Raw genomic sequence first — 24,784 nt, forward strand, 5'->3', positions numbered from 1 at the left:
GCTCAGGCGCAGTACCGGACGAGCCATTCGTCGGGGTTGTAGGCGAAGCGGGCCGGGTCCGGTGCGACGGCCGGCTTCTCCTCGACCAGATCCTCCACCCGGACGGGCTCCGGCAGGCTCCCGAAACGGGCGTGGCGGGCCCGGGCGGCCACGTCGTCGCCCTCGTGTGTGCGAACGCTCTCCCGGCTCACGGCGCTTCCCCTCCCCGGCGGCCGGCGCTCCCCCCTCGGACAGCGCCGCGGCCTCGTGCGATCAAGTGTCACACACGGGCGGCGTAACGGACGGGGCTGTGCACGGTCCGCGACACGGCGGCGAACGTCCTGACCCTCCGGGCAGGTGAGCCCACTCCCCCGCGCACCCCCGCGCACCCGCGCGGGGATGCCGGGGTGACCGCCCCGCCCTCTAATGGGCTGCAGGCGCCGGGATCCGCCCGGCCGGGCGGAGGAGAGCACGTCGATGCCGTCGACACGCGGTGGGGCGGGCCCCGTCCCCCGGGCGGGTGTGCTGCGCCGGCTGGGCGAGTGGTGCGCGCGCCACTTCGTGACGGTGATCGTCGCCTGGCTGGTCGCCCTGGTGGTGCTGCAGGTCGTCAGCCGGGCCGTCGCCGGCGCCTACTCGGACAACTTCACGCTCTCCGACTCGCAGTCGCAGAAGGGCATCGAGGTCCTCCAGCGGCACGACCCGCAGGCCGGCGGCTACAGCAGCCAGATCGTCCTCCACGACGGCCGGCAGGAGCTGACCGCCCTCGGCCCGCAGATCTCCTCCACCGTCTCGAGTCTGGAGAAGCTGCCGCACGTCCTGTCCGCGCAGAACCCGCTGACCGCCCAAGGGTCGTCCGGCTCCACGCAGCCGGACGTCGGGCCGCTGTCGTCCGACGCCAGGACCGCTTACATCACGGTGCGCTTCGACGTGCAGCCCTCCACCCTCGGCGACGGCTATCTGAGCGGGGTGGACGACGCCGTGCGGCCGTTGCGCGAGGCGGGCGCGCAGGTCGAGTACGGGGGTCCGCTGGGTGAGCTGGCCCGGCCCGCGGCCGACGACCGGATCAGCGAGCTGATCGGCTTCGGGGTCGCCGTCGTGGTGCTGCTCATCGGGTTCGGCAGCGTGGTCGCCGCCGTGATGCCGCTGCTGACCGCGCTGATCGCTGTGGTCACCGGGCTGGCCGTGCTCGGGCTGCTGGCGGCGGCCACCACCTTCGCCACCGTCTCCCCCACGCTCGCCACGATGATCGGTCTGGGCGTCGGCATCGACTACGCGCTGTTCCTGATCACGCGTCACCGGCAGGACCTGATGAACGGCACGGACCCGGTCCGGGCAGCCGGGCATGCCACCTCCACCAGCGGCCGGGCGGTGCTGGTGTCCGGCTGCACGGTGATCGTCGCGCTGGCCGGACTGTCCGCCTCCGGCGTCTCGTTCATCGCCAAGCTGGGACTGGCCGCCGCCGTCACGGTGGTCTCCGCCGTCCTCGGCGCGCTCACCCTGGTGCCGGCGCTGCTGGGACTGGCCGGCGGCCTGATCGACCGCTGGCGGGTGCGGAAGCCCGTGGCGGAGACCGAACCCGGGGTCGAGCCGCACGGCACCTGGCACCGGTACGCGCAGCGGGTGGCGCGCCGGCCGTGGACGTTCCTGGTGTCGGGCGTCGCCGTGATCTCGGTGCTGGCGATCCCGGTGTTCTCCATCCAGCTCGGACACATCGGCGACGGCGCCGACCCCACGTCGTTCACCGACCGGCGCGCCTACGACCTGATGACCGACGCGTTCGGGCCGGGCTCCAACGGTCCGCTCACCGTGGTCGTCGACCAGTCCTCGGTGTCCCAGTCGCAGCGCTCCTCCCTCGCCTCGCAGGCGCAGCAGACGCTGGAGGGCGTCGAGGGGGCGGCCGTGGTCACGCCGCTGACGCCCACGCAGGACGGCGACGTGCTGGTGGGCACGGTGTACTCGACGGCGAGCCCGCAGAGCGCCACCACCACCGACCTGGTCAACCGCCTGGTGGACGACACGCTGCCGGAGGCGGTGCGCGGCACGGACGCCTCGACGTACGTCACCGGGACGACGGCCGCGCAGGTCGACTTCCGCGACCTGGTCGCCGAGCGGCTGCCGTGGATCATCGCCGTGGTGGTCGCCCTGGCGTTCCTGATCATCCTCGCGGTGTTCCGCGGCCTGCTCGTCGCCGTGAAGGCGGCCGTGCTCAACGTCCTGTCCATCACGGCCTCGTACGGCGTGGTCGTCGCGGTGTTCCAGTGGGGCTGGGGCGGTCCGGCGCTGGGGGTGTCGGGCACGGTGCCGATCGAGAGCTACGTGCCGATGATGATGTTCGCCATCGTCTTCGGCCTCAGCATGGACTACGAGATCTTCCTGCTGTCCCGCGTCCACGAGGCGTGGCGGCGCACCCGGGACGCGCGCGCCTCGGTGGCGCACGCCCTGGAGATCACAGCGCGGGTCATCACCTGTGCCGCGCTGATCATGGTGAGCGTGTTCGCGGCGTTCGTGGTCAGCGACAACGTGGTGGTGAAGATGCTGGGCCTCGGCCTGGCGGTCAGCGTCCTCATCGACGCGACGGTGGTGCGGCTGCTGCTGGTGCCGGCGGTGATGACACTGCTCGGCCGGTACGCCTGGTGGACGCCGCACCGGCTGGACCGGCTGCTCCCGCACATCGATGCGGAGGGCGCGGGCGCGGGAACGGGCGCCACGGCGGGCCGCTGAAGGAGTCCGGACACGCCTGGGCGGCAGGCCCCCGAAGGTGCCTGCCGCCCGTCCTGCTGTGGTGTGACCGTCAAGCGTTGCGCCGCACGCTCCGCAGCACGAAGAAGCCGAAGATCACCAGCACTCCGCCGATGGCGGCCGGCCACATCTGGGCGCCGGTCTCGGCGAGGCTGCCGCCGGCGCCCTGGGCCTGGGTGTTGTCCTCCAGCTCAAGGAGGCTGCCGGGCACCTGGGCGGCCTGGGCCGCCTGGCCGCCGCCGTCGTCGCCGCCCTTGCCCTTGTCCGCGCCGCCCTGGGCGTCGTCCTTGCCGCCGGCGTCGGCCGGGCCGGAGACCTTCACGTCGGGCTGGGCCGTGGCCTTGTCGTCCGCGGGCTTCTCGGTCGCCGCGGGCGGCTCCTGGCCACCGTCCTGGTTGCCCTGGTCGCCGTCGTCCTTGCCGCCGCCCTGGTTGCCGCCGTCCTGGCCGCCGTCGTTGCCCTGGCCCGGGTCGTCGGGCGTGGCGGTGGGCTGCTCGGCGCCGTCGTCACCGCCGCCGTCGTCACCGCCGCCGTTGCCGTTGCCGTTGTCACCGCCGCCGTTGTCACCACCGGCGTTGCCGTCGTCGCCGCCGTTGCCGTCGTCGCCACCGTCGTTGTCACCTCCGCCGGCGCCGGCGCCGCAGGTGCGGCCCTCGTTGATGCACGCGACCATCTCGTTCATCAGGTCTTCCTCGAAGACGTTGATGAAGTCGCCGTGGTCGGTGATCGGCTTGTGCAGCTGCTCGGGGAAGGAGTCCACCGCGAACAGCGGTACCGTCCTGCCGCCGTCCTCGAGGCTCGGCGCGTCGACGTCGTACACGATGCGCTGGACGAGCTGCGGGATCGGCTGGAAGCCGGACGGGCAGTTGCCCTCGGCGTCCGTGAACGCCATGTGCGTACGGTGGTTGGCGCTGTCGATGTTCCGGCCGTCCCAGCAGCTCTGGAAGGCGAACGAGCGGACCACGTCGCTGCCCTCGGGGCACAGCGGGTACTTGTCCTTCAGCTGCCGGTCCTCGAACCCGGTGCAGCTCCAGGAGGCGTTGGCGTTGGCCGGGCCGTTGACGAAGGACTTGGCGTCGCCGGTGATGATGCGCAGCAGCCGGGGCATGGCCGTGACCTTGGCCTTCGGGTTGCCGACGAAGGTCAGCGTGACGTCCTTCGGGGTGACGATCTCACCGACGTTGCCCTCGATGCCGCCGCCCGGGGACTGGGCGTCGCGCTCCTCGGTGCCGTTCTGCAGGCGCAGCACCGGCCAGTAGTAGGACGACTTGTCGCGCTGGTCCTCACAGCTGGTCTGCGCCCGGGTCAGCTCCTCGTCGCTGACGAAGGCGTTGGTGGCCTGGTTGCCGATGTAGTCGTGGAAGTGGTGGGCGCCGTTGCTCACGCCGGGCGCGGCGATGACGTTGTCCGAGTTGAACAGGCCGTTCTCGTTGACGCCGCACTCGCTGGTGAAGGTGCCGGTGGAGGCGTCGCCCGACGGCTGCGGGGTGTCGGCTTCGGGCTGGACGCTCTCGATGGAGACGTAGTCGCCGGGCACCGGGCCGTTCCCGGCCTGACCGCCGTTGCCGCCGCCCTGGTCCTGGCCGCCGTCCTGGCCGCCCTGGTCCTGGCCGCCCTGCTCGCCCTCGCCGCCCGGCTGCTCGCCGCCGTCCTGCCGGCCGTCGCCGTTCTGCTGGTCCTGGCCGTCACCGGCCTGCTCGCCGCCGTCGCCGCCCTCCTCAGGGGCGGGGGCGTTGCCCGAGTCGCGCACCGCGCAGGCGGCGAGGTCGTCGAGGCCCTGCGGCCGCTCGGCGCCGGCCTTCTCGATGGCGGCCCCGATACGGGCCAGCACGGCGGCGCGCTTGTCCTTCAGCGGTCCGGCGATGGCGTTCTCGGCGAAGCCGGGGTCCTGGCGGAGTGCGTCGCCCGACTCGCCGAGCCGCTTGTAGGCCTCGGCGATCTGGGCGTCCAGGTTGGCGAGTTCCTTGTCCACCTCCGCCCGGGCCTGGTCGGGCACCTCGGTGAGCTGGGTGGCCACATCGGGGCAGTCGATGGTGGCGGCGCCGGACAGCACCTGCGCGTCCGACGCTCCGCCGTCCGTCGCGGAAGCGTAGACGTTGGCCGCCATCATGCCGCCGCCGCCCAGGATCAAGGCGAAAGCGGCGAGCGTCGCGCGCTGTTTGGGGCGTCTGCGTGTGTTGCGTGCCAAGGCAGTACTCCTACGCTTCTGTCACGGGGGACGGGCATTCGATTCCCACGCCCCATACGCAGGCGGACCGCACCGTGTTCAACCGGCTCACGACTTCTTCGGGAAATCTCAGCGATCGCAGGCCGCTTGGGACACGTGAGCCCCGCCGGACGGGGTGCGTCCGGCGAGGGTCGAACGGCTCAGGACGTCACGTCCTGCCTGGTCAGGTGAAGTTCACGTCGCTGCACAGGAAGTACGTCTGGTCCGAGTGCGAGGCCTGCCAGATCGTGTAGACGACGTGGTGGCCGCTCAGGCCGGACGTGTTCACCGGGATCGCGTAGTTGTTGCCCGGGGCGTAGGAGCCGGTGCGGGTCAGCAACTGGAGGTCGTCCCAGCGCAGCCGCTGCGTCGTGGGGTCGAAGCCCTGCTTGGTGACGTAGACCAGGAAGTAGTCCGCGCCGTGGCTGGCCTGGTCGTACAGGTTGACGGTGAAACTGCTGCCGACGTTCGTGGTCCTCCAGGCGCCGGGCGTGTCCATGGAGCGGTAGCGGCCGTTCTCGGTGTTGCCGCCGCTGCAGAGCGTGCCGTCGGGGACGACCGCGCGGAAGTTGCCGCCCGAGCCGTCACGGTAGAGGCCGTTCCAGTTCCACATGGCGTTGGTGTTGTCCTGCCAGGCCTGCCAGCACATCGGGTCCTGCTGGGCCATCGCCGGGTTCTGGAAGTCGCTCCCCCACCGCAGCCAGCAGCCGTAGTTGCGGGACGCGGGGTCCACCACCGAGCCGTGGGCGTGGGCCGTTCCGCTCCAGGGCACCAGACAGAGCAGCGCGGCGACCACGGTGCTCAGGACGAGCGCGAGCCGGGACCGGGATCGCGGCAGCTGGCGCGGTAATAGATCATGCGCATGCCAACTCATGGGTTCCTCTTCCGTCGTGGGGGTTGTGGGGTGCGGACGCGCCCGACCCGCCGCACCCGCTCGGATGGGAGCGCTCCCAGGGTCAATCTGCGCCCCGGCGGCGGGACGGGCAACCCTTCGTTCTCGCCACTTCCGCCACCCGGTGGCGCGTTCGACACTTTCGACGGCGAGCGCGCGCCGCCCGCCCGTCAGAGCCGGTCGGAACCCCCCGTCGTGCGGCCGAGGCAGACGACCGAGTCGTCCATCGGCACGCCCTCGATCTCCTCGAAGCCCACCCTGTCGTAGAAGGCGCGGGCGGGCTTGTTGGCGACCGTCATCGTCAGGTGCACGGCCGGGACATCGCGCTCCGCCAGCGCCGCCAGAAGGGTGCGCATCAGCCTTCGCCCGTACCCCCGGCCCTGCCACTCGGGCAACAGGTCGATGTGCAGATGGGCGGGCCAGGCGGCCAGCTCCGGCACGACCATCCGCTCGGGATGGTGCAGCAGCCAGGCGATCGTCTCGTCCGGGGTGGCCGGCGGTCCGGCCGGGGCGGGATGGCGTTCGGCGACCAGCGGGAGCCACTCGGTGCGGAACCGCTCGGCGAACCGGGCCGTGTCGGCGGCGCCGACGACGTAGCCGACGGCGTTCCCCCGCCCGTCGTCCAGCACGAAGGCCAGCGCCGGCTCCAGATGGACGTACGGGGCGGCGAACGCGGCGGTGAAGACGGAGGGGTCTTCGTAATGGGGGCGGCTGTCCTGGCCGTTGTGCGCGGTGCGGACGCAGATGTCGTCGAGTGCCTCGTGATCCTCGGGGCGGTACGGGCGGACGGCGGGAGACTCGGTCATGGCAGGCATCCTGCATCGCATGGGAGCGCTCCCACAAGTCCTTTGCGTACGGCTTCGCACCCGGCCGCGTCACCCGTGCGCCCGGGCGTGACATGGCGGACCCGGGGCACCCGGTCGCCATGAAGCTGCATATCCCGGGCCGGGGCGACCGGCCGGCACACCAGGACGCGCGGGACGAGTCCGCGTCCCCTCGGAAGGCCGGGCAGGCCGAGGAGCCGGGCCCGAGCGACGCGGTGGAACGGGCGGCGCCGGACACCCCGACGAAGCTGCCCAAGGGCGCCTGGAAAAGCGCGCTCAAAGGCAGTGTGCGCGAGTTCAAGGACGACGAACTCACCGACCGGGCCGCGGCCCTGACGTACTACGGCGTGCTGGCGCTGTTCCCGGCGCTGCTGGCCCTGGTGTCGATCCTCGGCCTCACCGGCAGGTCGACGACGGACAAGGTGCTGGAGAACGTCCAGGAGCTCACCGCCCCCGGCGCGGCGCGGGACATCATCACGCGGGCGATCGAGCAGTTGCAGGGCAACGCGGGCGTCGGATCGCTGGTGGCGGTCATCAGCCTGCTGGTGGCCGTCTGGTCGGCGTCGGGCTACGTGGCCGCGTTCATGCGCTCGGCGAACGCGGTGTACGACATGCCCGAGGGCCGCCCGGTCTGGAAGGTGCTGCCGGTCCGGGTGGGCGTGACGGTCGCCCTGCTCGTGATGGCCGCGATCAGCGCGTTGATCGTCGTCTTCACCGGCGGGCTGGCCCGGCAGGCGGGCGATCTGCTGGGGTTGGGCGACACGGCCCTCACGGTGTGGTCGATCGCCAAGTGGCCGGTGCTGGTCCTGCTGGTCACGATCATGATCGCGCTGCTGTACTGGGCCGCCCCGAACGCCAAGGTGAAGGGGTTCCGCTGGGTCACACCGGGCAGTTTCCTGGCGCTGCTGATCTGGCTGCTCGCCTCCGCCGGGTTCGCGCTCTACGTCGCCAACTTCGGTTCGTACAACAAGACGTACGGCACGATGGCCGGTGTCATCATCTTCCTGATCTGGCTGTGGATCACCAATCTGGCGATCCTGCTGGGCCTGGAGTTCGACGCGGAGATCGCCCGGCAGCGGGCCATCGCCGGCGGTCACCCCCCGGAGGAGGAGCCGTACACGCAGCCGCGCGACACCCGCGCCTGGGACGACCAGGACCGGGAGAAGATGGACGGCGCCTGACCTCGAGAGGTCCAGGCCTGCGGCGGGGCCCGGCGGGCATCAGTCCGCCAGCCCCGCCGCGATCGTTGCGCCCAGCTCCCAGCAGCGCCCCAGGGCCGCCTTGTCGGGTTCCCCCGTGACGGTCACCGTCTCGGCGGCGCGACGCCAGCCGAGGCCGGTGGTGACCGACTCGATGCCGCGCACGGCGCCGGTGACGTCGTTGCCGCCGTGCACGTAGTACCCGAACGGGCGGCCCTTCGTGCTGTCCAGGCAGGGGTAGTAGACCTGGTCGAAGAAGTGCTTGAGGGCGCCTGACATGTAGCCGAGGTTGGCGGGGGTGCCGAGCAGGTAGCCGTCGGCCTCCAGGACGTCGTTCGCGGTCGCGGACAGCGCGGCGCGGCGCACCACCCGGACGCCCTCGATCTCCGGGGCGGTGGCGCCGGAGACGACGGCTTCGAACATCGCCTGGCAGTTCGGCGAGGGCGTGTGGTGGACGATCAGCAGGGTCGGCACGTCCACGACCCTGCCGTGCCGGGCACCGCGTCCGCAAGCCGGGTCCGGCGAGGTGCCGTTGTGACGCGGGCAGGCGAGTGGCACGATGCCCGGCATCGGCGAGGGAAGCGAGGTGGATCGTGGGCGAAGAGGTGCACGGATCCCCGGCGGCGGCGGTGTTCGACGCGCTGGGCAGCGACTACGAGAAGGCGTTCGCGTCCTCCGCGGCGCACCGGGCGTCGCTCACCTGGCTGCTCGAACGGCTCTCCCCCGGCAGCACCGTGCTGGACGTGGGCAGCGGCACCGGACGGCCCACCGCCGCCACGCTGGCCGGCGCGGGGCACAAGGTGCTGGGCGTCGACGTGTCGCCGGTGATGGTGGAGATCGCCTCCCGGCAGGTCCCCGAGGCCGAGTTCCGCTGCGACGACATCCTGCGCATGCCGCTCCCGGAGGGCTCGTACGACGCCGTCTGCGTGTACTTCTCGCTTCTCCAGATGACCCGGGCCGAGCAGAAGGGGCTGGTGCGCCGGCTGACGGCCGCGCTCGGGCCGGGCGGTCTGCTGGTGCTGGCCACGGTGCCGCTGGACGTGGAGGAGTTCGACGGGGCGTTCATGGGTCAGCCGGTGCGGGTCACCAGCTTCGCCGCGCAGGACGTCATCGGCATGGTGCGGGAGGCGGGTCTGACGGTGGAGTGGGAGGAGAGCACGATGTTCACCCCGAGCCATCCGGAGGCACGCCCGGAGCCGCATCTGTTCCTGCACTGCCGTCGCGGCGGCGCCTGACGCCGCCCGCGCCGTCACGGCACGGGCCGGGTCTCCCCCTGGGTCGCCTGGAGGTCCGCGAGGAGTTCGGCCTGCCCGGCGAGGACGCCGGACAGGATGGTGCGCGCGACCCGCAGCAGCTCCGCCACATGGGGGTCGGTCAGCGAGTAGTGGACGGTCGAGCCCTCTTTGCGGCCGACGACCAGGTTCGCCCGGCGCAGCACCGCCAGCTGCTGCGAGAGGTGCGCGGGCTCGATGCCCACGTGGGGGAGCATCTCCCCCACCGAGTGCTCGCGTTCGCTGAGCAGCTCCAGCACCCGGATGCGTGCCGGGTGGCCCAGTGTCTTGAAGAACTCGGCCTTCAGCTGGTACAGCGGCGTGGTCATCGTGCCGTCCCCTTTCCGGCCCGGCAGTGGTACGGCCCGTTCACCCGGTCCCCGGTCCCTCGCCTCGTCCATGCGTCGCCATCGGCCTCGACGGTTTCCGACATTAGCAACTCGTCAGGTGTGCGCCCCGCCCCGGCCGTCCTGGGCCGGTTCACAGCGGGAGCGTGATCAGGACGCTCTTCCCCGGGCCGTCCTTGTCGCCGCGGACGACCGCGGTGCCGCCCAGGGCGTGGGTGAGCTCCAGGACCGTGGCCAGCCCGCCGGGACCGGTCGCGTACGGTCCGGTGAGGTCAGGGCGGTGGGGGTGGCTGTCGTGCACGGCCAGCACCAGGCAGTCCGGGCCTGCCGCGTAGAACACCGTGGTCCGCGGGGAGACGTCGGCCGCGTGCCGGACGGTGTTGGCGACGAGTTCGCCGAGGATCAGCAGGGCCGGCCCGACCGCCGGGTGGCGCTCGTCGACGCCCCACTCGGCGAGGGCCTGCTCGGCGGTCTCGCGGGCGACGCGCACGGCACCGGGCCCGGTGGGCACGGTGAGCACGTGCCGGTGCGGCAGCGCGGCCGGCGCGGTGACGGACCTCATGGCGCGTCTCCGGTGGGCACGGGCTCCTCGCCCGGGGGGCCGGCCGCGCTCAGCACCCCGTCGCGCTCCAGGCGGGCGCGGGCCGCCCTGATCGCCTCGGGGGTGGTGGCGTACTCCCGGCCCTCGTGGCGCAGCAGGTCGAGGACGCCGACGGAGTCGAGGGCGCGGCGGTGGCCGGCACGTACGCCGGAGACCATGACGACGATGCCGCGCCGCCGCAGCTTGGTCACCGCGTCCTTGAGGACCAGTGCCCCGGTGGCGTCGACGACGCTGACGTGGGACATCCGCAGGATGACCACGCGGACCTCGGCCGGCTCGGTCAGCTCCAGCAGGAAGCGGTGGGCGGCGGCGAAGAACAGCGGGCCGTCGATGCGGTAGGCGACGATGTGCTGGGCGAGCAGCTCGTGCTCCTCGTCGGTGTGGTCGCCGCGGTCGAGCGGCAGCGGGGCCAGCCGGGCCTGCCGGGCGACCGCGCGCAGGGCGAGCACGCCGGCGACGACCAGACCGATGATCACCGCCTGTACGAGGTCGAGGACGAGCGTGGCGACGGCGGTGAGGACGAGGATCACCGCGTCGGAGCGGGTGGCCCGGGTCATCGCCCGCAGCGAGCCGACCTCGACCATGCGCACGGCGGTCGCGAGCAGCACCCCGGCGAGGGCGGCCAGCGGGATCCGCGACACGAGCGGGGCGGCGGCGAAGACGATCGCGGCGAGCACGGCGGCGTGGGTGAGGGCGGAGGTCCGCGAGGTGGCGCCGGTGCGGACGTTGACGGCGGTGCGGGCGATCGCGCCGGTGGCGGGGACGCCCCCGAACAGCGGGGCGGCGATGTTGGCGAGGCCCTGACCGAACAGCTCCCGGTCGGGGTCGTGCCGCTGTCCCACGGTCATGCCGTCGGCGACGGAGGCGGACAGCAGCGACTCCAGCGCGGCGAGGGCAGCGACCGCGAGGGCGGGGGCGAGCAGACCCCCGAGGGCGCCGGGGTCCAGGAACGACAGGGAGGGTGCGGGCAGTCCGGCCGGCAGGTCGCCGATGGGCCGTACGTCGTCGAGTCCGGCGGTCTCGACGACGACCGTGGCCGCGATCACCGCGAGGACGGAGAAGGGGACGGTGGGCTTCCAGCGGGCGCCGGCCAGCATCACGGCGGCGACGGCGGCTGCCAGCGCGGGGGCGGCCCACTGCGGGGCGCGGGCGAAGTCCCCGGCCGCGTGCCAGGCGACCTCCAGGACGCGTTCGCCGTCGGGTTGGGCCACGCCGAGGGCGTTGGGTATCTGCTGTAGTCCGATCACGCAGGCGATGCCGAGGGTGAAGCCTTCCACGACGGGCGCGGGCACGTAGCGCATGCTGCCGCCGGCCCGCAGCAGGGCCAGTCCGACGAGGATGACTCCGGCCATCAGTCCGACGGTGAGGACGCCCGCGGGTCCGTGATCGGCGACGATCGGCACCAGGACCACGGTCATCGCGCCGGTGGGTCCGGAGACCTGGAGGTTGGAGCCGCCGAACACGGCCGCGAGGGCGCCGGCGACCACGGCGGTGGCCAGTCCCGCCTCCGCTCCGAGGCCGGAGGACACGCCGAAGCCGAGGGCGAGCGGCAGGGCGACGACGGCGACGGTCAGTCCGGCCAGCAGATCCCGGCGGGGGTGGCGGCGGGCCTGGGCGAGGTCGGCGCGGGTGGGAAGCAAGGAGGTGATCCGGGACCGGAACCCGGCCGGTGACAGCGGTACGGACACGGCCCCTCTGCTTCTCGTTCAGGACGACATGACGAGCCAAGCATGTAGTGACTTGCGAATTTTTGCAATTCAGCAGATCACGAGGTCACGCAGGAGCGTGTGCAGGTGCGCGGTCCCCGCTGTCGTCGACGCGGCCCTCGATCAGGCCGTCGGTGTAGAGCTTCGGACTCCACCCGGCGCCCAGCTCCACCTGCATCCGCGGCCGTTGGGCGCCGGGCAGCAGCCCGAGGGCGGGGCCGTTGTTGTCGTCGGGCAGGAGCCGTGCGGGCATGCCGGGGCGGGCCGGCGCGGGTGTGCGGATGCGCGGGCGTGCGGATGCGCATAAGCGGATGCGCGGATGCGTGCGGAAGGCTCAGCCGGTCATGCGTTTGCGCCACGCCGGCTCGACCTGCCGCCACTCGGCCTCCCAGAGGTCCAGGCGGCGCAGCCGCAGCCGGGCGCGGGCGATCCATCCGCCCAGCAGCACCGTCCCCCCGGTCACGAAGGCCACGGTGATGCCGGCCATGGCGGTCTGGAAGTGCGCCTCGGCTCCCTCGGGGGGCGCGGACACGAGCCGGCCGTCCCGGTCGTTGTGGACGGTGACCTCGTCACCCTTCTTGCCGTCCGCGGGTACCTCGGCCCGTCCGGTGTGACGGGTGCCGTCGGGGGTGGTCCAGCGCACTTCGGCCCAGATGCCGCCGTCGCCGTTCTCGGACACGGGCGCGGGCGCGGCGTCGCGCGCGTTCTCGACCAGCACGGCCGGGACCGGGCGGGTGCGTTCGCGACGGTCGTCGAGGGACGCGTCGACCGCGCCCGCCGCCGCGATCCCGGCGAACCCCGAGAGGACCAGGGCGAGGACGGCCGTGGCGATCAGGAGCCAGGCCTCGGTGACATCGCTGCGGCGGCACAGCGGGTTGTTCCGCCATCGCCACCAGGGCACCTTGGGCCTCGCGCCATGCGTCGTCGCCATGGGAGGTCACCTCCTCACGCGGGTGCCGACCGCGCCACCCCTCCAGGGTGGCCCGTTCTCGCCCGGTCCGCACGGGCGGAACGGGCCTTTTCCACGGATACGGTCCGGCGGATCCTCCCGGCACCCCCGGACCGGCCCGGCAGGGCGGCGGGACTCGGCCGTCCCGCCGCCCTGCCGCGCGGTCAGACCGTCGGATGCACCGGGACCACCTCGTGCTGCGGGACGCCGAGGACGACCTTGAGCGCGCCCGTCTCGGCGGCGTTGGCGAACACGTCGTACGCCTCCTGCATCTGGTCCAGGGGGAAGGTGTGGGAGACCAGACGACGGGTGGGCAGCCGGCCGGCCGCGGCCATCCGCAGCAGGGTGGGCGTGGAGTGCGTGTCGACGAGACCGGTGGTGATGGTGACGTTCTTGGTCCAGAGGTCCTCGAGGTGCAGCGTGGCGGGCGCGCCGTGCACGCCGACGTTGGCGACGTGCCCGCCTGGGCGCACCACCCGGGTGCACAGCTCGAAGGTCTCCGGGACGCCGACCGCCTCGATCACCACGTCCGCGCCGAGCTCCCCGGTGAGGTCCTCGACCAGCTGTTCGGGTCCCTCGCCCGCGTCGGCCACCGCGTCGGCGCCGAACTCCTTCGCCGCCTGGAGCCGCGACGCCGCGAGGTCCACCGCCACGACACGCTCGGGGCCGAACAGCCGGGCCGTGGCGATCGCGGCCAGCCCGACGGGCCCGGCGCCGACCACGACGACGGTGTCCCCGGGCCGCACGCGCCCGTTGAGCACCCCCACCTCGTAGGCGGTGGGGAAGATGTCCGCCAGCAGCACCGCGTCCTCGTTGGCGACGGCGCCGGGCAGCGGGTACACCGACAGGTCGGCGAACGGCACCCGTACGTACTCGGCCTGCGTGCCGTCGACGAGGTGCCCGAGCATCCAGCCCCCACCGCCCCGGCACTGCCCGTACATGCCCTCACGGCAGAAGCGGCAGCGTCCGCACGCGGTGATGCAGGAGACCAGGACCCGGTCGCCGGGCCGTACGGTACGGACGTCGGCGCCGGCCTCGACCACCTCGCCGACCGCCTCGTGTCCGAGGACGGTCCCGGGGCGCACCGCGGGCACGTCGCCCTTGAGGATGTGCAGGTCCGTCCCGCAGATGGTGACGGCGTCGACGCGGACGATGACGTCGCCGGGCTCCCGGATCTCCGGATCGGGTACCTCCTCCCAGGCGGACTGCCCGGGGCCGTGGAAGACGTAACCCTTCATGCCGATCCTCACCCTTCTCGCTGAGCGGCGGGCCTCGGCGCCGGGCGCACACACCCGCCTGCGTCGGCGGAGCCGGGGTGTCCGGAACCGCCCTGCACTTCCAGTGTGTGCACGGTTCGCCCGTTCTGCCGACACGGGCATCTCCCCGCCGAGGAGGGACGGCGGGCGGCCGGGCCCACAGGCCTGTGCTTCCTGGGGCCGGGGCGGCGCACCACGTCGCGCTTCCGGCGTGGCGGAGGCCGAGGTGGCACGCGGGGCGTGGATCTCCGTCTCAGGCGACCGGGCGGGCGATGCCTGTGTGGAGGGCGTGACGGGTGTGGCGTGCGGAGTCCGTCAGGTGTCGGGTGAGGCGGGTGGCAAGGGCGTAGAGGTGGCGGACCGCGGCGAGGCGTTCCAGGTGGGGGGCCAGGGCGGAGAGGGTGATGGCGAGGGCGACGCCCGTCCAGGCGACCGGGCCGAGGGGGACGCAGCCGAAGAAGTGGCTGACACCGGGCGTCTGCACCAGCGCGGCGAGGACCGCGGCCGAGCCCAGCGCGGTCACCCACACCAGGGTGCTGTGGCGGCGGCCGGAGAGGGTCTGCACCAGCTGCGCGCCGACCACCCCGCACAGTGCCATGGTGGTGGAGCGGCGCTCGGTGCCGGGGGTGAAACGGCCGAACAGGTAGGCCGCGACCGCGCCCAGGCAGGTGGTGACGCCGCGCCGTCTGATGGAGCGCAGCAGCGGCGTGCCGAGCACGTCCAGGCTCAACGGGCCGGTCTCGGCGTGCGCCGCGGTGGACGGGTCGTTGCTCGGCGTCACCGCCACCGCCATGGCCGGGAACATGTCGGTGAGCAGGTTGACCAGCAGCAGCTGGCGGGTGGACAGCGGCGAGGAGCCGGCGAGCAGGGTGCCGAGCACGCTGAAGCCGACCTCGCCGGCGTTGCCGCCGATGAGGATGCTCACCGCGTCGGCCACGCTGCGCCACAGCGCCCTGCCCTCGGCGAAGGCGTCGACCAGGACGGACAGGTCGCCGCCGGTGAGGACGATGTCGGCGGCGTTGCGCGCGGCGGCGGAGCCGCGGGCCTCGATGCCGACGCCCACGTCGGCGGCGCGGATGGCGGCGGCGTCGTTGGCGCCGTCGCCGGCCATCGCGACCACCCGCCCGGCCTGTTGGAGGGCCTCGACGACGTGCAGCTTCTGCTCCGGCGCGACACGCGCGACGACCCCGGCGCCGTGCAGGGCGCGAACGCGTTCGGTGCGGCCCATGGCGACGAGGTCGTCCCCGGTGACCACCTGCGTCTCCTCGGGCCAGCCCAGTTGCAGGGCGATCGCGCGGGCGGTCTCCGGGTGGTCGCCGGTGAGCATGACGGGCAGGATGCCCGACTTCCGCAGAGAGGTGAGGAGTTCGCGCGAGGTGTCGCGGGGCACGTCGGCGAGGGCGACGAACCCGACGAGCTCCAGCTCTGAGAGGCCGGCCTGCACCTCCGTCTCCGGGCCGGATCCCTCGTACCGGCGCCGGGCGACGGCGAGGACGCGCAGTCCCTGACCGGCGAGGGTGTGGGCGGCGCCGGCCGCCTCCTCGGGCAGGTCCGCGCAGGCGGGCAGCACCGTCTCGGGGGCACCCTTCACGACGAGGTACGCGCCGTCCTCGCCGTCCCGGCCGACGGCCGCCGCGTATCCGCGGCTCGCCTCGAAGGCCAGTTCCCCGTCCGCGGTCCAGTCCTCGTCGGGCGGCGCGGCGTCCAGCACGGCCTCGTCGGTGGCGTGCGCGACCTTGCGCCCTTCGGCGGTCTCCTCCTGGGGGCAGGCGCGCGCGGCCGTCCGTACGACCGGTACGGCCCGTTCGTCGTCGGGGGCCAGGAGCGCGCCGTCGGCGGTGGCGACCCGCACCAGGCGCAGGCGGTTCTCGGTGAGGGTGCCGGTCTTGTCGAAGCACATGGTGTCGACCCGCCCGAGCGCCTCCAGGGTGCGCGGGGTGCGGACCAGCACGCCCCGGCGGGACAGGCGGCGGGCGGCGGCCATCTGCGCGACGGTCGCGACCAGGGGCAGTCCCTCCGGTACGGCGGCGACGGCGACGGCGACCCCGCCGCTGACGGCGCGCCGCAGCGGGCTGCCGCGCAGCAGGGACAGGCCGGTCACCAGCGCGCCGCCGGTGAGGGTGACGGGCAGCGCCTTGCGGGTCAGCTCCTGCAGCCGGGCCTGCACACCGGCGGGCGGCGGGGTGCGGGAGGCGAGGGCGACGGCCCGGCCCGCCTCGGTGTGGTCGCCGGTGTCCACCACCAGCGCCTCGGCCCGTCCCGCCACGACGGTGGTGCCCTCGAAGACCATGCAGGTCCGCCGTGCCACCGGCGCGCCCGGCGTCGCGTCGACGTCCTTGGCCACGGGCAGCGACTCACCGGTGAGTGACGACTCGTCGACCTCCAGCCCGTCGGTGCGCAGCAGCCGCGCGTCCGCCGGTACGACGTCGCCGGCGGCGAGGTCGATGTGGTCGCCCGGCCGCAGGCGGGCGGCGTCGACGGTGACCGTGCGGTGGTCGGTGAGGTGGCGGCGCGCGCGGGGCTGCTGGCGGGCGGCGAGCCGGGCCAGGGCCCGTTCGGCGCGCAGCCGCTGGAGCCCGCCCGCGACCGCGTTGAGGTCCATCGCGCCGACCACGAGCAGCGCGTCCACCAGCGAGCCGAGCAGTGCCGAGGCGACCGCTCCGGTGGCGAGCACGGGGGTGAGCGGGTCGTCCAGTTCGCGGCGGACGGCGCCGGCCGCCTCCCAGGTCCAGCGGGCGGGCGCGGCGGCGCCGGTCCCGGCCAGGCGGGCGGTTCCCTGCCGTACGCGGGCGCCGAGGAGGGCGAGACCGACCGGCTCGGCCTCGGTGCGGGCGTGCCGCAGAAGGGTGTGCGCCTCGTGCGGTTCGAGGGCGTGCCAGGGGACGTGCAGCCGGGGTTCGGGCGGGGCGGCGCGGGCCACGCGGACGGCTTCGGTCCAGCCGGTGAGGAGGGCGCCGGCCGCGGCGACGTTCACCGGGGCGTGGCGGGTGAGCCGTTGCCACACGCGGCCACCGGGGGTGCCGCCGCGGGCCACCATCAGCCCGGAGAGGGCGGCGCCCGCGCGGGCCAGGGTCTGTGAGCGGCGCCCTACGCGGCGGGCCGCCGGAATGGCGGTGAGCAGCCGCCAGACGTCCGCGAGTCCGCCGGGGGCGAGGGCGTCCGCGCCCCACGGGACCGCCGAACGGCCGTCGGTGAGGGCGATCGCCACGTCCCCCGCGGGCAGTCCGCCCGCGATGTCCCGGTCCCCGTCGGCGGGGACCCGGGCCACGCTGACGACGATGTGCCCGTCCTGCTGGAGGGCGCGGACGGCGTCGCCGAACGGCAGGTCGGCGGGCGCGACCTCGTCGGCGAGGCGGGTGATGTCCTTCAGCTCGGAACCGCCGGTGACGACGACGTGCAGCCCGGCCCGGCGGGCCGCGTCGAGCACCGCCTCCGCCCACGGGTGCACGGGGTCGTGGTAGGGCGCGGGCTCCTCGTCCTCGGTGGCCGGGAGGCTGCGGAGCGCGTCGGCGTGGAGGACGAGCGAGTCGGCGATCTCCAGCTGGCGCAGCCGGTCACCGCCGCGCACCAGCACGCCGGTGCGGGCGAGTTCGGTGCCCAGTACGGAGTTGAAGGCGGCGGGGCCGTAGCGTGCGGCCTTCGGGGAGCCGGCGAGGACGGCCTCGGCGGCCTCGCCGGCGTCGTGCGTGACGAGGAGGGTGGCGGCGGCCCCGGCCACGCTGCCGGTGCCGGCGTTCGCCGCGTACGCCTGCGCCGGGGTCACGCGCAGCGGCGGGCGGACGCCGGGGGTGGGCGGGACGCTGGTGCGCCGTTCACGGCAGACGTCGTCGTGGAGCGTCTCGAAGGCGGCGGCGCGGGCGGCCGCCTCCGTGAGCTGACCGGTGCGCAGCAAGGCGTCGAGCAGCAGCGACACCGGTGACTGGGCGGCGCTGTGCGCGGCGGCGTTGGCGGCGGCGAGCAGCAGTTCCATTCCGCTGCCGCCGAACCGCTCGCGCAGCCGGGCGCGGAAGCGGGGGTTCTCGCGGAGCAGGGTGACCAGGGCGGTGACCGCCTTGGGGCTGCGCGGCAGCCGCAGCGACCGGCCGGCGAGGGCGCCGGCGACACCGGCGGCGTCCAGCAGCAGCGCGGCGGCGGCGACCCGTACCTCGCGCGGGTCGCCGGGGTGCGTGGTGTCCAGCTCCGGCTCGGGGCCGGCGTCCTCGGTGAGGCCGATACGCTCGGCGGCGGCGACGGCCCGCTCGGCCACGCGGTCGCCGGCCGCGTCGGTCACGGCCGTCACCACGAGCCGGGCCAGCCCTTCGTCCCAGTACGCGGCCACGACATCGGGGTGTTCCAGCAGTTCGGCGGCGACCTTGCGGGCGAGGGGCGCGACGGTCGCGTCGGGGTGGCGCAGCGCGAGGTGCACGCGGTGGCCGGCCCGCCAGTGGGGGTCGGTGTTGAGGGCGTTGCGGGCGACGTGCGTCAGCCGCCGGGTCGTGTCGTGGACGGACGTCACGCCGTGGACGGTGCCGCGGGCCGCCTCGGCGGCGGCACCCGCCAGGGCGCCGGCGAGGGGGGCGACGTCGAGCAGTGCGAGCATGCGGGGTCCCTGCCCGGCTCAGTCGTTGCGCCGGCCGGCGGTCCGGGTGGGTCCCGGTCGGCCGGCGCCGTCGTCGTGGCCGGTCGCCGCGGCCACCTTCTTCAGGGCGGACGCGGTGCCTTCGTCGCCCACCTTGGCGGGCTGGACGCGCGGGGCGGGGCTGTGGCGGGTGGGGGTGAGGCGGTCGCCGGGGCCGGTGTCGCGGGCCGCACGCCGGTCCGCGGTGGTGCTGCCGCCGGCCGGCGGGACCACGCCCTCGCGGGTCGCGGCGGCCCATGCCTCGTCCTCGGCGGGGGTTCGCCGCGTGCCGTCGGCGCTCTCTCGTTCGTCCCGCGGCCTGGTCAGCCAGGCGACCGCCGCGCCGGTGAGGGCGACGGGCCACTCCACGAGGCCGGCGACGCCGAGGACGCCCGCGCCGGTGTAGACGGCGATGCGGCGGCCGCGGGGCGACACGGCGCCGAGGGTGTCGAGGGCGGTGCCGGCCACCCGGCCGACGTGACCGGCGCCCGGCAGGCGGCTCAGCTGCGAGGCGACGGCCCTCAGAGGTTGCGGAAGCTCCGGGGCGCGCGGCGTTTCCTGCTCCATGTGGACCTCCAGCACCGGATGGCGGACACGGGTGTCCGCGTCCTTTGTGAACCCTCGGGTTCATCGTCGGGCGGGGTGACGGCGGGCGCCGCTTGGGTACCGCCGAAAGCGGGTGGGGGGCGGGGTGCCTACGGCGTTTTTGGGGCGCGGGGGGTACGACGCGGGGGGTACGTCGCGGGGGCGGTTTCGTCGGCGGGTGCCGGGCCCGTGAGGGCTGGGCGCGCAGTTCCCCGCACCCCAACGGCGGGTGAGCGCCGGGAGCCGATTCACCGACGGGCGGCGGGCGGCGGGCCCGTGAGGGCTAGGCGCGCAGTCCCCCGCACCCCTGCGGCGGGTGAGCGCCGGGGGCCGATTCACCGACGGGCGGCGGGCGGTGAGGGCTGGGCGCGCCGTTCCCCGCGCCCCTGCGGGGTGCGTCTCCCCTGGGGGTCGTGTCGAAGTGGGGGTGTCGGGTACCAGGAACGGCGTGGTCGGTGGAGCGGGAGGAGTGGTCATGCCGGGTAACCGGGAGGACGCCGTCCGGGTGGCGCCTGAGCTGCGTCTGGCCTCCGAGGGACCCGGGGAGGTGCCGCCGCCCGTGCCCGCGGACGAGGCGGACCTGCCGCGCGACCGCAACCAGGCCATCCTGGAGGCGGCCAAGCAGGTGGGCGCGGTCCTGAAGCGGGGCGGGCATCTGTTCGCGCTGGCGGGCAGCGTCGCTGTGCACGCCCACGGCGGCAGCGGCAACCTCCAGCACGACGTGGACTTCTGCGTCCGCCCGGAGGACGCGGGCCCGGTCGCCGCCACGCTGCGGGACGCCGGGCTGACCGTCTACAGCCCGCCCGAGGACTGGCTGATCAAGGCGACCTGCTTCGGTCAGGACGTCGACGTCATCTTCGAGCTGGCGCACCGCCCGGTCTCGGAAGAGATGCTCCGCCGCGCGGAGGAGCTCCCCGTGGAGTCGGTGCGGATGCCGGTCCTCGCGCCGACCGACCTGCTGACCGGTCTGATCGCCGCGTTCTCCGAGCATCACTGCGACTTCGGCGCCGTGCTGCCCATCGCCCGTGCCCTGCGCGAGAAGGTCGACTGGGAGCAGGTGCGCCGCGACTGCGGCGACGCGCCCATGCCCGCCGCTTTCTTCTTCCTGCTGGAACGCCTGAACGTCATCCGACCCGTCCGTGGAAGGGAATCCCCATGAACACCCACGACGCCGGTCCGGCGAGCGCCGCCCCGCCCGCGGGTCCCGAGTACCGCGTCGCCCACTTCCAGGACCGTCTCGCCTCCGGGGAGCTGGGCGAGCTCGGGGTGCACGCCGAGGTCCGCGGCGGGGCCGTCCTCGTCACCGGGACCGTGCCGTCGGCCCGCTGCCGGGACGACGTGCTCGAGGTGGTGCGCGAGGAACTCGGCGGGCTCGACGTGCACTGCGACATCGTCGTGAGCGAGTCCTCGTCCCCCGACCACGCGGAGGAGCTGTCATGATCCGGATCGCCGCCGTCGGGGACATCCACATGGGGCCCGACACCCGGGGTGTGCTGCGCCCCGCCTTCGACACCCTGCCCGACTGCGCCGACGTGCTGCTGCTGGCCGGGGACCTCACCCGGCACGGCACGACGGACGAGGCGCGGGTGGTCGCCGACGAGATCCGCGGCCTCGGGGTGCCGGTGGTCGCCGTGCTGGGCAACCACGACCACCACGACGACCGCCAGGACGAGGTGTCCCAGCTGCTGCGGGACGCGGGCGCGCACGTCCTGGAGGGCGAGGCGACGGTCCTGACGATCGGGGACGCCCGGGTCGGAGTGGCCGGCACGAAGGGCTTCGGGGGCGGGTTCGTCGGGGCGAGCGCCGGGGAGTTCGGGGAGCCGGTGATGAAGGAGTTCGTGCGGGTCTCCCGTCGTTGCGCCGACGGTCTGCGGACCGCGCTGGAGCGGCTGGCGCAGGAGGACTGCGACGTGCGGATCGCCCTGACCCACTACTCCCCCGTGCCGGAGACGCTGGCAGGCGAGCCGCCGGAGATCTATCCCTTCCTGGGGAGCTATCTGCTGGCCGAGGCGATCGACACGGCCGGCGCCGATCTCGCCGTGCACGGGCACGCGCACGCCGGCAGCGAGCACGGCATGACCACCGGCGGCGTCAAGGTGCGCAACGTCGCCCAGCCGGTCATCGGACGTGCCTTCCACGTGTACCACCTGCCGTTGCGCGAGCGGGTGGGCGCGGACGCCGTCTGAGTCCCCGGTTCCCGAAGCGCCGTCGGTACTTCCGGCGGCGCTTTCGTGTGCGCCCCTCCCCCCGTACCGCCTGTGGTGTGAACGCCTCGCACGGCACGCCTCCGACACGCGTCCGACGAGCATTTTGTCTGCTTAGCATGCAGATCTTCGTGTCCGCGGCCCTGCCTGCCTGCGGCTGCCGTCCACCCCCGCCCCGTACGAGAGGACACCGCATGGCGCTGCCGGGCCGCACCGGACGACGACCTGCCTCCGCGCTCGCCCCCACCTCGCACGACGCCGAACTGCGCACCGCCGCCCGCCATGTGTCACGCCGTCGCTTCCTGACCGTCGGCGCCGCGGCCGCCGCCCTCGCCTTCTCGAGCGGCCTCCCCGCGCGCGGGGCGTTCGCCGCGCCCCGGCTCCGGGCGGCCCGCATCACCGAGGAACCGTTCACGCTGGGGGTCGCCTCCGGCGACCCGCTGCCGGACTCGGTGCTGATCTGGACCCGGCTCGCCCCGGCGCCCTTCACACCGGACGGCGGATTGGGGCAGCAGCAGGTGGAGGTGGCCTGGGAGGTCGCGCTCGACGAGTCCTTCGCCCTGGTCGTACGCACCGGCACCGCCGTCGCCCGTCCCGAGTACGCGCACAGCGTCCGCGTCGACGTACGGGGTCTCGACCCGGCGACGACCTACCACTACCGCTTCCGCACCGGCGCCTGGATCAGCCCTGCCGGACGTACCCGCACCGCGCCCGCCGCCGGCGACGACGTCACGCGGCTGCGACTGGCCGCGGTCGCCTGCCAGGCGTACCACGACGGCTACTACACCGCGCACCGGCATCTGGCGCGGGAGGACGTCGACGTGGTGTTCCACCTCGGCGACTACCTCTACGAGTACGCCGTCAACTCCGCGGGCGGCGCCCGGAACTACACGGACCGGGTGCTGCCGTCCGTGTTCAACAGGGAGACCACGACTCTCGCGGACTACCGGATGAGGTACGCGCTCTACAAGAGCGACCCGGACCTGCGGGCCGCGCACGCCGCGCACCCGTTCGTCGTCACCTGGGACGACCACGAGACGGAGAACAACTACGCGGCCGATCAGGACGAGAACGGCAGCGACCCGGCACTGTTCCTGGCGCGTCGGGCCGCCGCCTACCGCGCCTACTGGGAGAACCAGCCGCTGCGCGCGGGACAGCTCCCCGACGGGCCTGACGCCCGGCTGTACCGCAGGCTGCACTGGGGCACCCTCGCCCAGTTCGACGTCCTCGACACCCGCCAGTACCGCTCCGACCAGGCCTACGACGACAACCCGCACGTGCCGGGGCCGGAGTCGGACGACCCGGAACGAACCCTCACCGGGGACGCCCAGGAGCGCTGGCTGCTCGACGGGTGGGCGTCCTCCACCGCGCTGTGGAACGTGATGCCCCAGCAGGTGTGCTTCTCGCAGCGCCGGCTGGACCTCGGTACCGAGGCGAAACTGTCCATGGACGCCTGGGACGGATACCGCGCGAGCCGCGGCCGGCTCACCGCCGGGGCGAAGCAGGCCGGCGTCGACAACTGGCTGGTGCTCACCGGCGACGTGCACGTGGCGTACGCCTTCGACGTCAAGGACGACTTCGACGACCCCGCCTCCGCCACCGTCGGCACGGAGTTGACCTGCACCTCCGTCGCCAGCGGCCGCGACGGGACGCAGCGCCCGGCCAACTGGGACACCTACATGAGGGCCAACCCGCACCTGCGCTTCTACGACGGACGGCGCGGCTACCTGCGGGTGGAGCTGAACCGGGAGAACGCCCGCGCCGACTTCCGCACCGTGCCCGCCGTGACCACCCCGGGTGCGGCCGTCTCCACCGCGGCCTCGTTCGTCACGGAGGCCGGCGCGCCCGGCCTGACGCCCGTGTGACGTCACCCGTCCGGTCCCGCCCGCGTACTGCACACGGGCCCGTCGCCGTATCGAACGTGCGAATTCCGGCGTGTCCTGACATTCCGTCGGATGTATCGGGCAAGGAAACGGTCTCCGCGACAGCTACGCCGGCCCAACGAAATGGAGACGTACCGAATGGTCCTCAGACACGCCCGGACCGCGCGCCGCTCGGCGCTCGTGGCACTCGGCGCCCTCGTCCTCGCCGGACTCCCCTACGCCGCGGCGGCCGACGCCTCCCCCGCCGGGGGGCCCGCGCCCGGGGCGGCCCAGACCCTCGGCGCCGACCGGCCCTCCCCGCATCTGCTGAGCGCCCTCCAGCGCGACCTGAAACTGAACGAGGAGCAGGCGTCCGAGCGCCTGGTCAACGAGGCCGAGGCGGGCACCCGCGCCGGCCGGCTGCACAACTCCCTGGGCGAGCGGTACGCGGGCGCCTGGCTGCGGGGCGCGACCGCCGGCGAGCTGACGGTGGCCACCACCGACGCCGAGGACGTGGCGGCCATCAAGGCCGAGGGCGCCACGGCGCAGGTGGTCGAGCGGCCCCTGGCGGCGCTCCAGGCGGCGAAGGAGAAGCTGGACGCGGCGGCCGGCCGCGTCTCCACCGTCGACACGCCCGTCTGGTACGTCGACGTGGTGAAGAACCAGGTCGTGGTGCAGGCCGTCGACCAGGCCGCGGGTGCCGCCTTCGTGGAGGCCGCGGGCGTGGCCGGCGAGGACGTCGGCATCCGCCTGGCGTCCGAACGGCCCCGGCTGTTCCAGGACATCACCGGCGGCGACGCGTACTACATCAACGACTCGGCCCGCTGCTCCGTCGGCTTCTCCGTCGCCCAGGGCAGTCAGGGCGGCTTCGTGACGGCCGGCCACTGCGGCCGGGCGGGCGCGACCACCACCGGCTACGACCGCACCGCGCAGGGCACCTTCGAGGCGTCCGAGTTCCCCGGGCGGGACATGGCGTGGGTGGCCGCCCGGAGCCAGTGGACGCCCACACCCGACGTGAAGGCGGCGGACGGCCAGAAGATCCAGGTCACCGGCTCGGCGCAGGCGCTCGTCGGGGCGTCGGTGTGCCGTTCTGGATCCACCACGGGATGGCACTGCGGGGTGATCGAGCAGCACAACGCGAGCGTCCGCTACCCGGAGGGCACGGTCGACGGACTGACCAGGACGACGGTGTGCGCGGAACCGGGCGACTCCGGCGGCCCGTACGTCGCGGGCGCGCAGGCCCAGGGCGTCACCTCCGGCGGCTCCGGCAACTGCACCAGCGGTGGCACGACGTTCTTCCAGCCGGTCAACCCGATCCTCTCCCAGTACGGGCTGACCCTGGTCACGGCGTCCGCGCAGGCCGCGCCCGGGGAGCAGGAGACGGGCGCGCAGGCGTGGACCGCCGGCCGGGTCTACGAGGCCGGCGCCACCGTCACCCGTGACGGCGTGACGTACCAGTGCCTGCAGGCCCACCAGGCGCAGGGCGCGTGGGCGCCCGCCGGGACTCCGGCGCTCTGGCAGCGGGTCTGACGCACCCCTCGTACACGGCTCCGGCGGCGGTCCG

At 74.1% G+C, this 24,784-nt stretch carries 20 protein-coding genes and 1 pseudogene; 8 read left to right on the forward strand and 13 right to left on the reverse strand.

Going from position 1 to position 24,784, the window contains the following annotated elements:
- Positions 1 to 2: 2 nt before the first annotated feature.
- Positions 3 to 191: a hypothetical protein gene (locus ACF1AG_RS16125; RefSeq protein ID WP_359605518.1), complete on the reverse strand. Its 189-nt coding sequence runs from the start codon at positions 189 to 191 to the stop codon at positions 3 to 5.
- 265 nt (positions 192 to 456) lie between these two features.
- Here ACF1AG_RS16125 and ACF1AG_RS16130 point away from each other — a divergent pair, with 265 nt between their 5' ends.
- Entirely contained in the window at positions 457 to 2,703 is a 2,247-nt protein-coding gene (locus ACF1AG_RS16130) for an MMPL family transporter (RefSeq protein ID WP_391809906.1), read from the forward strand.
- 70 nt (positions 2,704 to 2,773) lie between these two features.
- Here the strand turns inward: ACF1AG_RS16130 and ACF1AG_RS16135 are convergent, their stop codons facing one another.
- The 3 genes from ACF1AG_RS16135 to ACF1AG_RS16145 all read right to left on the reverse strand — a co-directional run bounded on the left by ACF1AG_RS16135 (position 2,774) and on the right by ACF1AG_RS16145 (position 6,625).
- Positions 2,774 to 4,828 (reverse strand): DUF1996 domain-containing protein, encoded by a 2,055-nt coding sequence (locus tag ACF1AG_RS16135; RefSeq protein ID WP_391809927.1) that lies wholly within the window; start codon positions 4,826 to 4,828, stop codon positions 2,774 to 2,776.
- Positions 4,829 to 5,111: 283 nt separating this feature from the next.
- Positions 5,112 to 5,801 (reverse strand): lytic polysaccharide monooxygenase, encoded by a 690-nt coding sequence (locus ACF1AG_RS16140; protein ID WP_359605514.1) that lies wholly within the window; start codon positions 5,799 to 5,801, stop codon positions 5,112 to 5,114.
- 188 nt (positions 5,802 to 5,989) lie between these two features.
- Positions 5,990 to 6,625 (reverse strand): GNAT family N-acetyltransferase, encoded by a 636-nt coding sequence (locus tag ACF1AG_RS16145; protein WP_359605512.1) that lies wholly within the window; start codon positions 6,623 to 6,625, stop codon positions 5,990 to 5,992.
- A gap of 119 nt (positions 6,626 to 6,744) precedes the next feature.
- Between ACF1AG_RS16145 and ACF1AG_RS16150 the strand changes: the two genes are divergently transcribed.
- A complete protein-coding gene (locus tag ACF1AG_RS16150) occupies positions 6,745 to 7,824 on the forward strand; it encodes a YihY/virulence factor BrkB family protein (protein WP_391809907.1) in 1,080 nt (359 codons plus the stop codon).
- A 39-nt stretch (positions 7,825 to 7,863) separates the two neighbouring features.
- On the opposite strand, the gene ACF1AG_RS16155 is transcribed toward ACF1AG_RS16150, so the two are convergent.
- Entirely contained in the window at positions 7,864 to 8,316 is a 453-nt protein-coding gene (locus tag ACF1AG_RS16155; RefSeq protein ID WP_359752898.1) for an NAD(P)H-dependent oxidoreductase, read from the reverse strand.
- Between the two features lie 119 nt (positions 8,317 to 8,435).
- On the opposite strand from ACF1AG_RS16155, the gene ACF1AG_RS16160 reads away from it, so the two are divergent.
- On the forward strand, positions 8,436 to 9,077 hold the full coding sequence (locus tag ACF1AG_RS16160) for a class I SAM-dependent methyltransferase (RefSeq protein ID WP_359605508.1): 642 nt from the start codon (positions 8,436 to 8,438) through the stop codon (positions 9,075 to 9,077).
- A gap of 14 nt (positions 9,078 to 9,091) precedes the next feature.
- Here ACF1AG_RS16160 and ACF1AG_RS16165 read toward each other — a convergent pair whose 3' ends face one another.
- The 8 genes and pseudogenes from ACF1AG_RS16165 to ACF1AG_RS16200 all read right to left on the reverse strand — a co-directional run bounded on the left by ACF1AG_RS16165 (position 9,092) and on the right by ACF1AG_RS16200 (position 19,136).
- Positions 9,092 to 9,442 carry a metalloregulator ArsR/SmtB family transcription factor gene (locus tag ACF1AG_RS16165; protein ID WP_359605506.1) on the reverse strand — a complete coding sequence of 117 codons (351 nt, stop codon included), beginning with the start codon at positions 9,440 to 9,442 and terminating at the stop codon, positions 9,092 to 9,094.
- 151 nt (positions 9,443 to 9,593) lie between these two features.
- Positions 9,594 to 10,022 carry an ATP-binding protein gene (locus tag ACF1AG_RS16170; RefSeq protein ID WP_359605504.1) on the reverse strand — a complete coding sequence of 143 codons (429 nt, stop codon included), beginning with the start codon at positions 10,020 to 10,022 and terminating at the stop codon, positions 9,594 to 9,596.
- Positions 10,019 to 11,749 (reverse strand): SulP family inorganic anion transporter, encoded by a 1,731-nt coding sequence (locus tag ACF1AG_RS16175; protein ID WP_391809908.1) that lies wholly within the window; start codon positions 11,747 to 11,749, stop codon positions 10,019 to 10,021. The genes ACF1AG_RS16170 and ACF1AG_RS16175 overlap by 4 nt, the downstream gene beginning before the upstream one ends.
- Before the next feature lie 109 nt (positions 11,750 to 11,858).
- Positions 11,859 to 12,041, reverse strand: a pseudogene (locus ACF1AG_RS16180) (SpoIIE family protein phosphatase); the annotation flags it as partial.
- 60 nt (positions 12,042 to 12,101) lie between these two features.
- A complete protein-coding gene (locus ACF1AG_RS16185; RefSeq protein ID WP_359605501.1) occupies positions 12,102 to 12,698 on the reverse strand; it encodes a hypothetical protein in 597 nt (198 codons plus the stop codon).
- A 182-nt stretch (positions 12,699 to 12,880) separates the two neighbouring features.
- Positions 12,881 to 13,954: a zinc-dependent alcohol dehydrogenase family protein gene (locus ACF1AG_RS16190; protein ID WP_359606812.1), complete on the reverse strand. Its 1,074-nt coding sequence runs from the start codon at positions 13,952 to 13,954 to the stop codon at positions 12,881 to 12,883.
- Between the two features lie 271 nt (positions 13,955 to 14,225).
- Entirely contained in the window at positions 14,226 to 18,551 is a 4,326-nt protein-coding gene (locus ACF1AG_RS16195) for an HAD-IC family P-type ATPase (RefSeq protein ID WP_391809909.1), read from the reverse strand.
- An 18-nt stretch (positions 18,552 to 18,569) separates the two neighbouring features.
- Positions 18,570 to 19,136, reverse strand: coding sequence for a hypothetical protein (locus tag ACF1AG_RS16200; protein ID WP_359606808.1), 567 nt, complete (start codon positions 19,134 to 19,136; stop codon positions 18,570 to 18,572).
- A 493-nt stretch (positions 19,137 to 19,629) separates the two neighbouring features.
- Between ACF1AG_RS16200 and ACF1AG_RS16205 the strand changes: the two genes are divergently transcribed.
- The 5 genes from ACF1AG_RS16205 to ACF1AG_RS16225 all read left to right on the forward strand — a co-directional run bounded on the left by ACF1AG_RS16205 (position 19,630) and on the right by ACF1AG_RS16225 (position 24,750).
- Positions 19,630 to 20,313: a nucleotidyltransferase family protein gene (locus ACF1AG_RS16205; protein WP_359606806.1), complete on the forward strand. Its 684-nt coding sequence runs from the start codon at positions 19,630 to 19,632 to the stop codon at positions 20,311 to 20,313.
- Positions 20,310 to 20,594 carry a BON domain-containing protein gene (locus tag ACF1AG_RS16210; protein WP_359606804.1) on the forward strand — a complete coding sequence of 95 codons (285 nt, stop codon included), beginning with the start codon at positions 20,310 to 20,312 and terminating at the stop codon, positions 20,592 to 20,594. The genes ACF1AG_RS16205 and ACF1AG_RS16210 overlap by 4 nt, the downstream gene beginning before the upstream one ends.
- Positions 20,591 to 21,340 (forward strand): metallophosphoesterase, encoded by a 750-nt coding sequence (locus tag ACF1AG_RS16215; protein WP_359606802.1) that lies wholly within the window; start codon positions 20,591 to 20,593, stop codon positions 21,338 to 21,340. The genes ACF1AG_RS16210 and ACF1AG_RS16215 overlap by 4 nt, the downstream gene beginning before the upstream one ends.
- Before the next feature lie 212 nt (positions 21,341 to 21,552).
- Complete coding sequence (locus ACF1AG_RS16220; protein WP_359606800.1) at positions 21,553 to 23,223, forward strand: alkaline phosphatase D family protein; 1,671 nt, start codon at positions 21,553 to 21,555, stop codon at positions 23,221 to 23,223.
- A gap of 156 nt (positions 23,224 to 23,379) precedes the next feature.
- A complete protein-coding gene (locus ACF1AG_RS16225; RefSeq protein WP_387796489.1) occupies positions 23,380 to 24,750 on the forward strand; it encodes a trypsin-like serine protease in 1,371 nt (456 codons plus the stop codon).
- Positions 24,751 to 24,784: the final 34 nt, after the last annotated feature.

The organism is Streptomyces sp. NPDC014764 (genome assembly GCF_043082785.1).
In the GTDB taxonomy this organism is placed as follows: Bacteria; Actinomycetota; Actinomycetes; order Streptomycetales; family Streptomycetaceae; genus Streptomyces; species Streptomyces althioticus.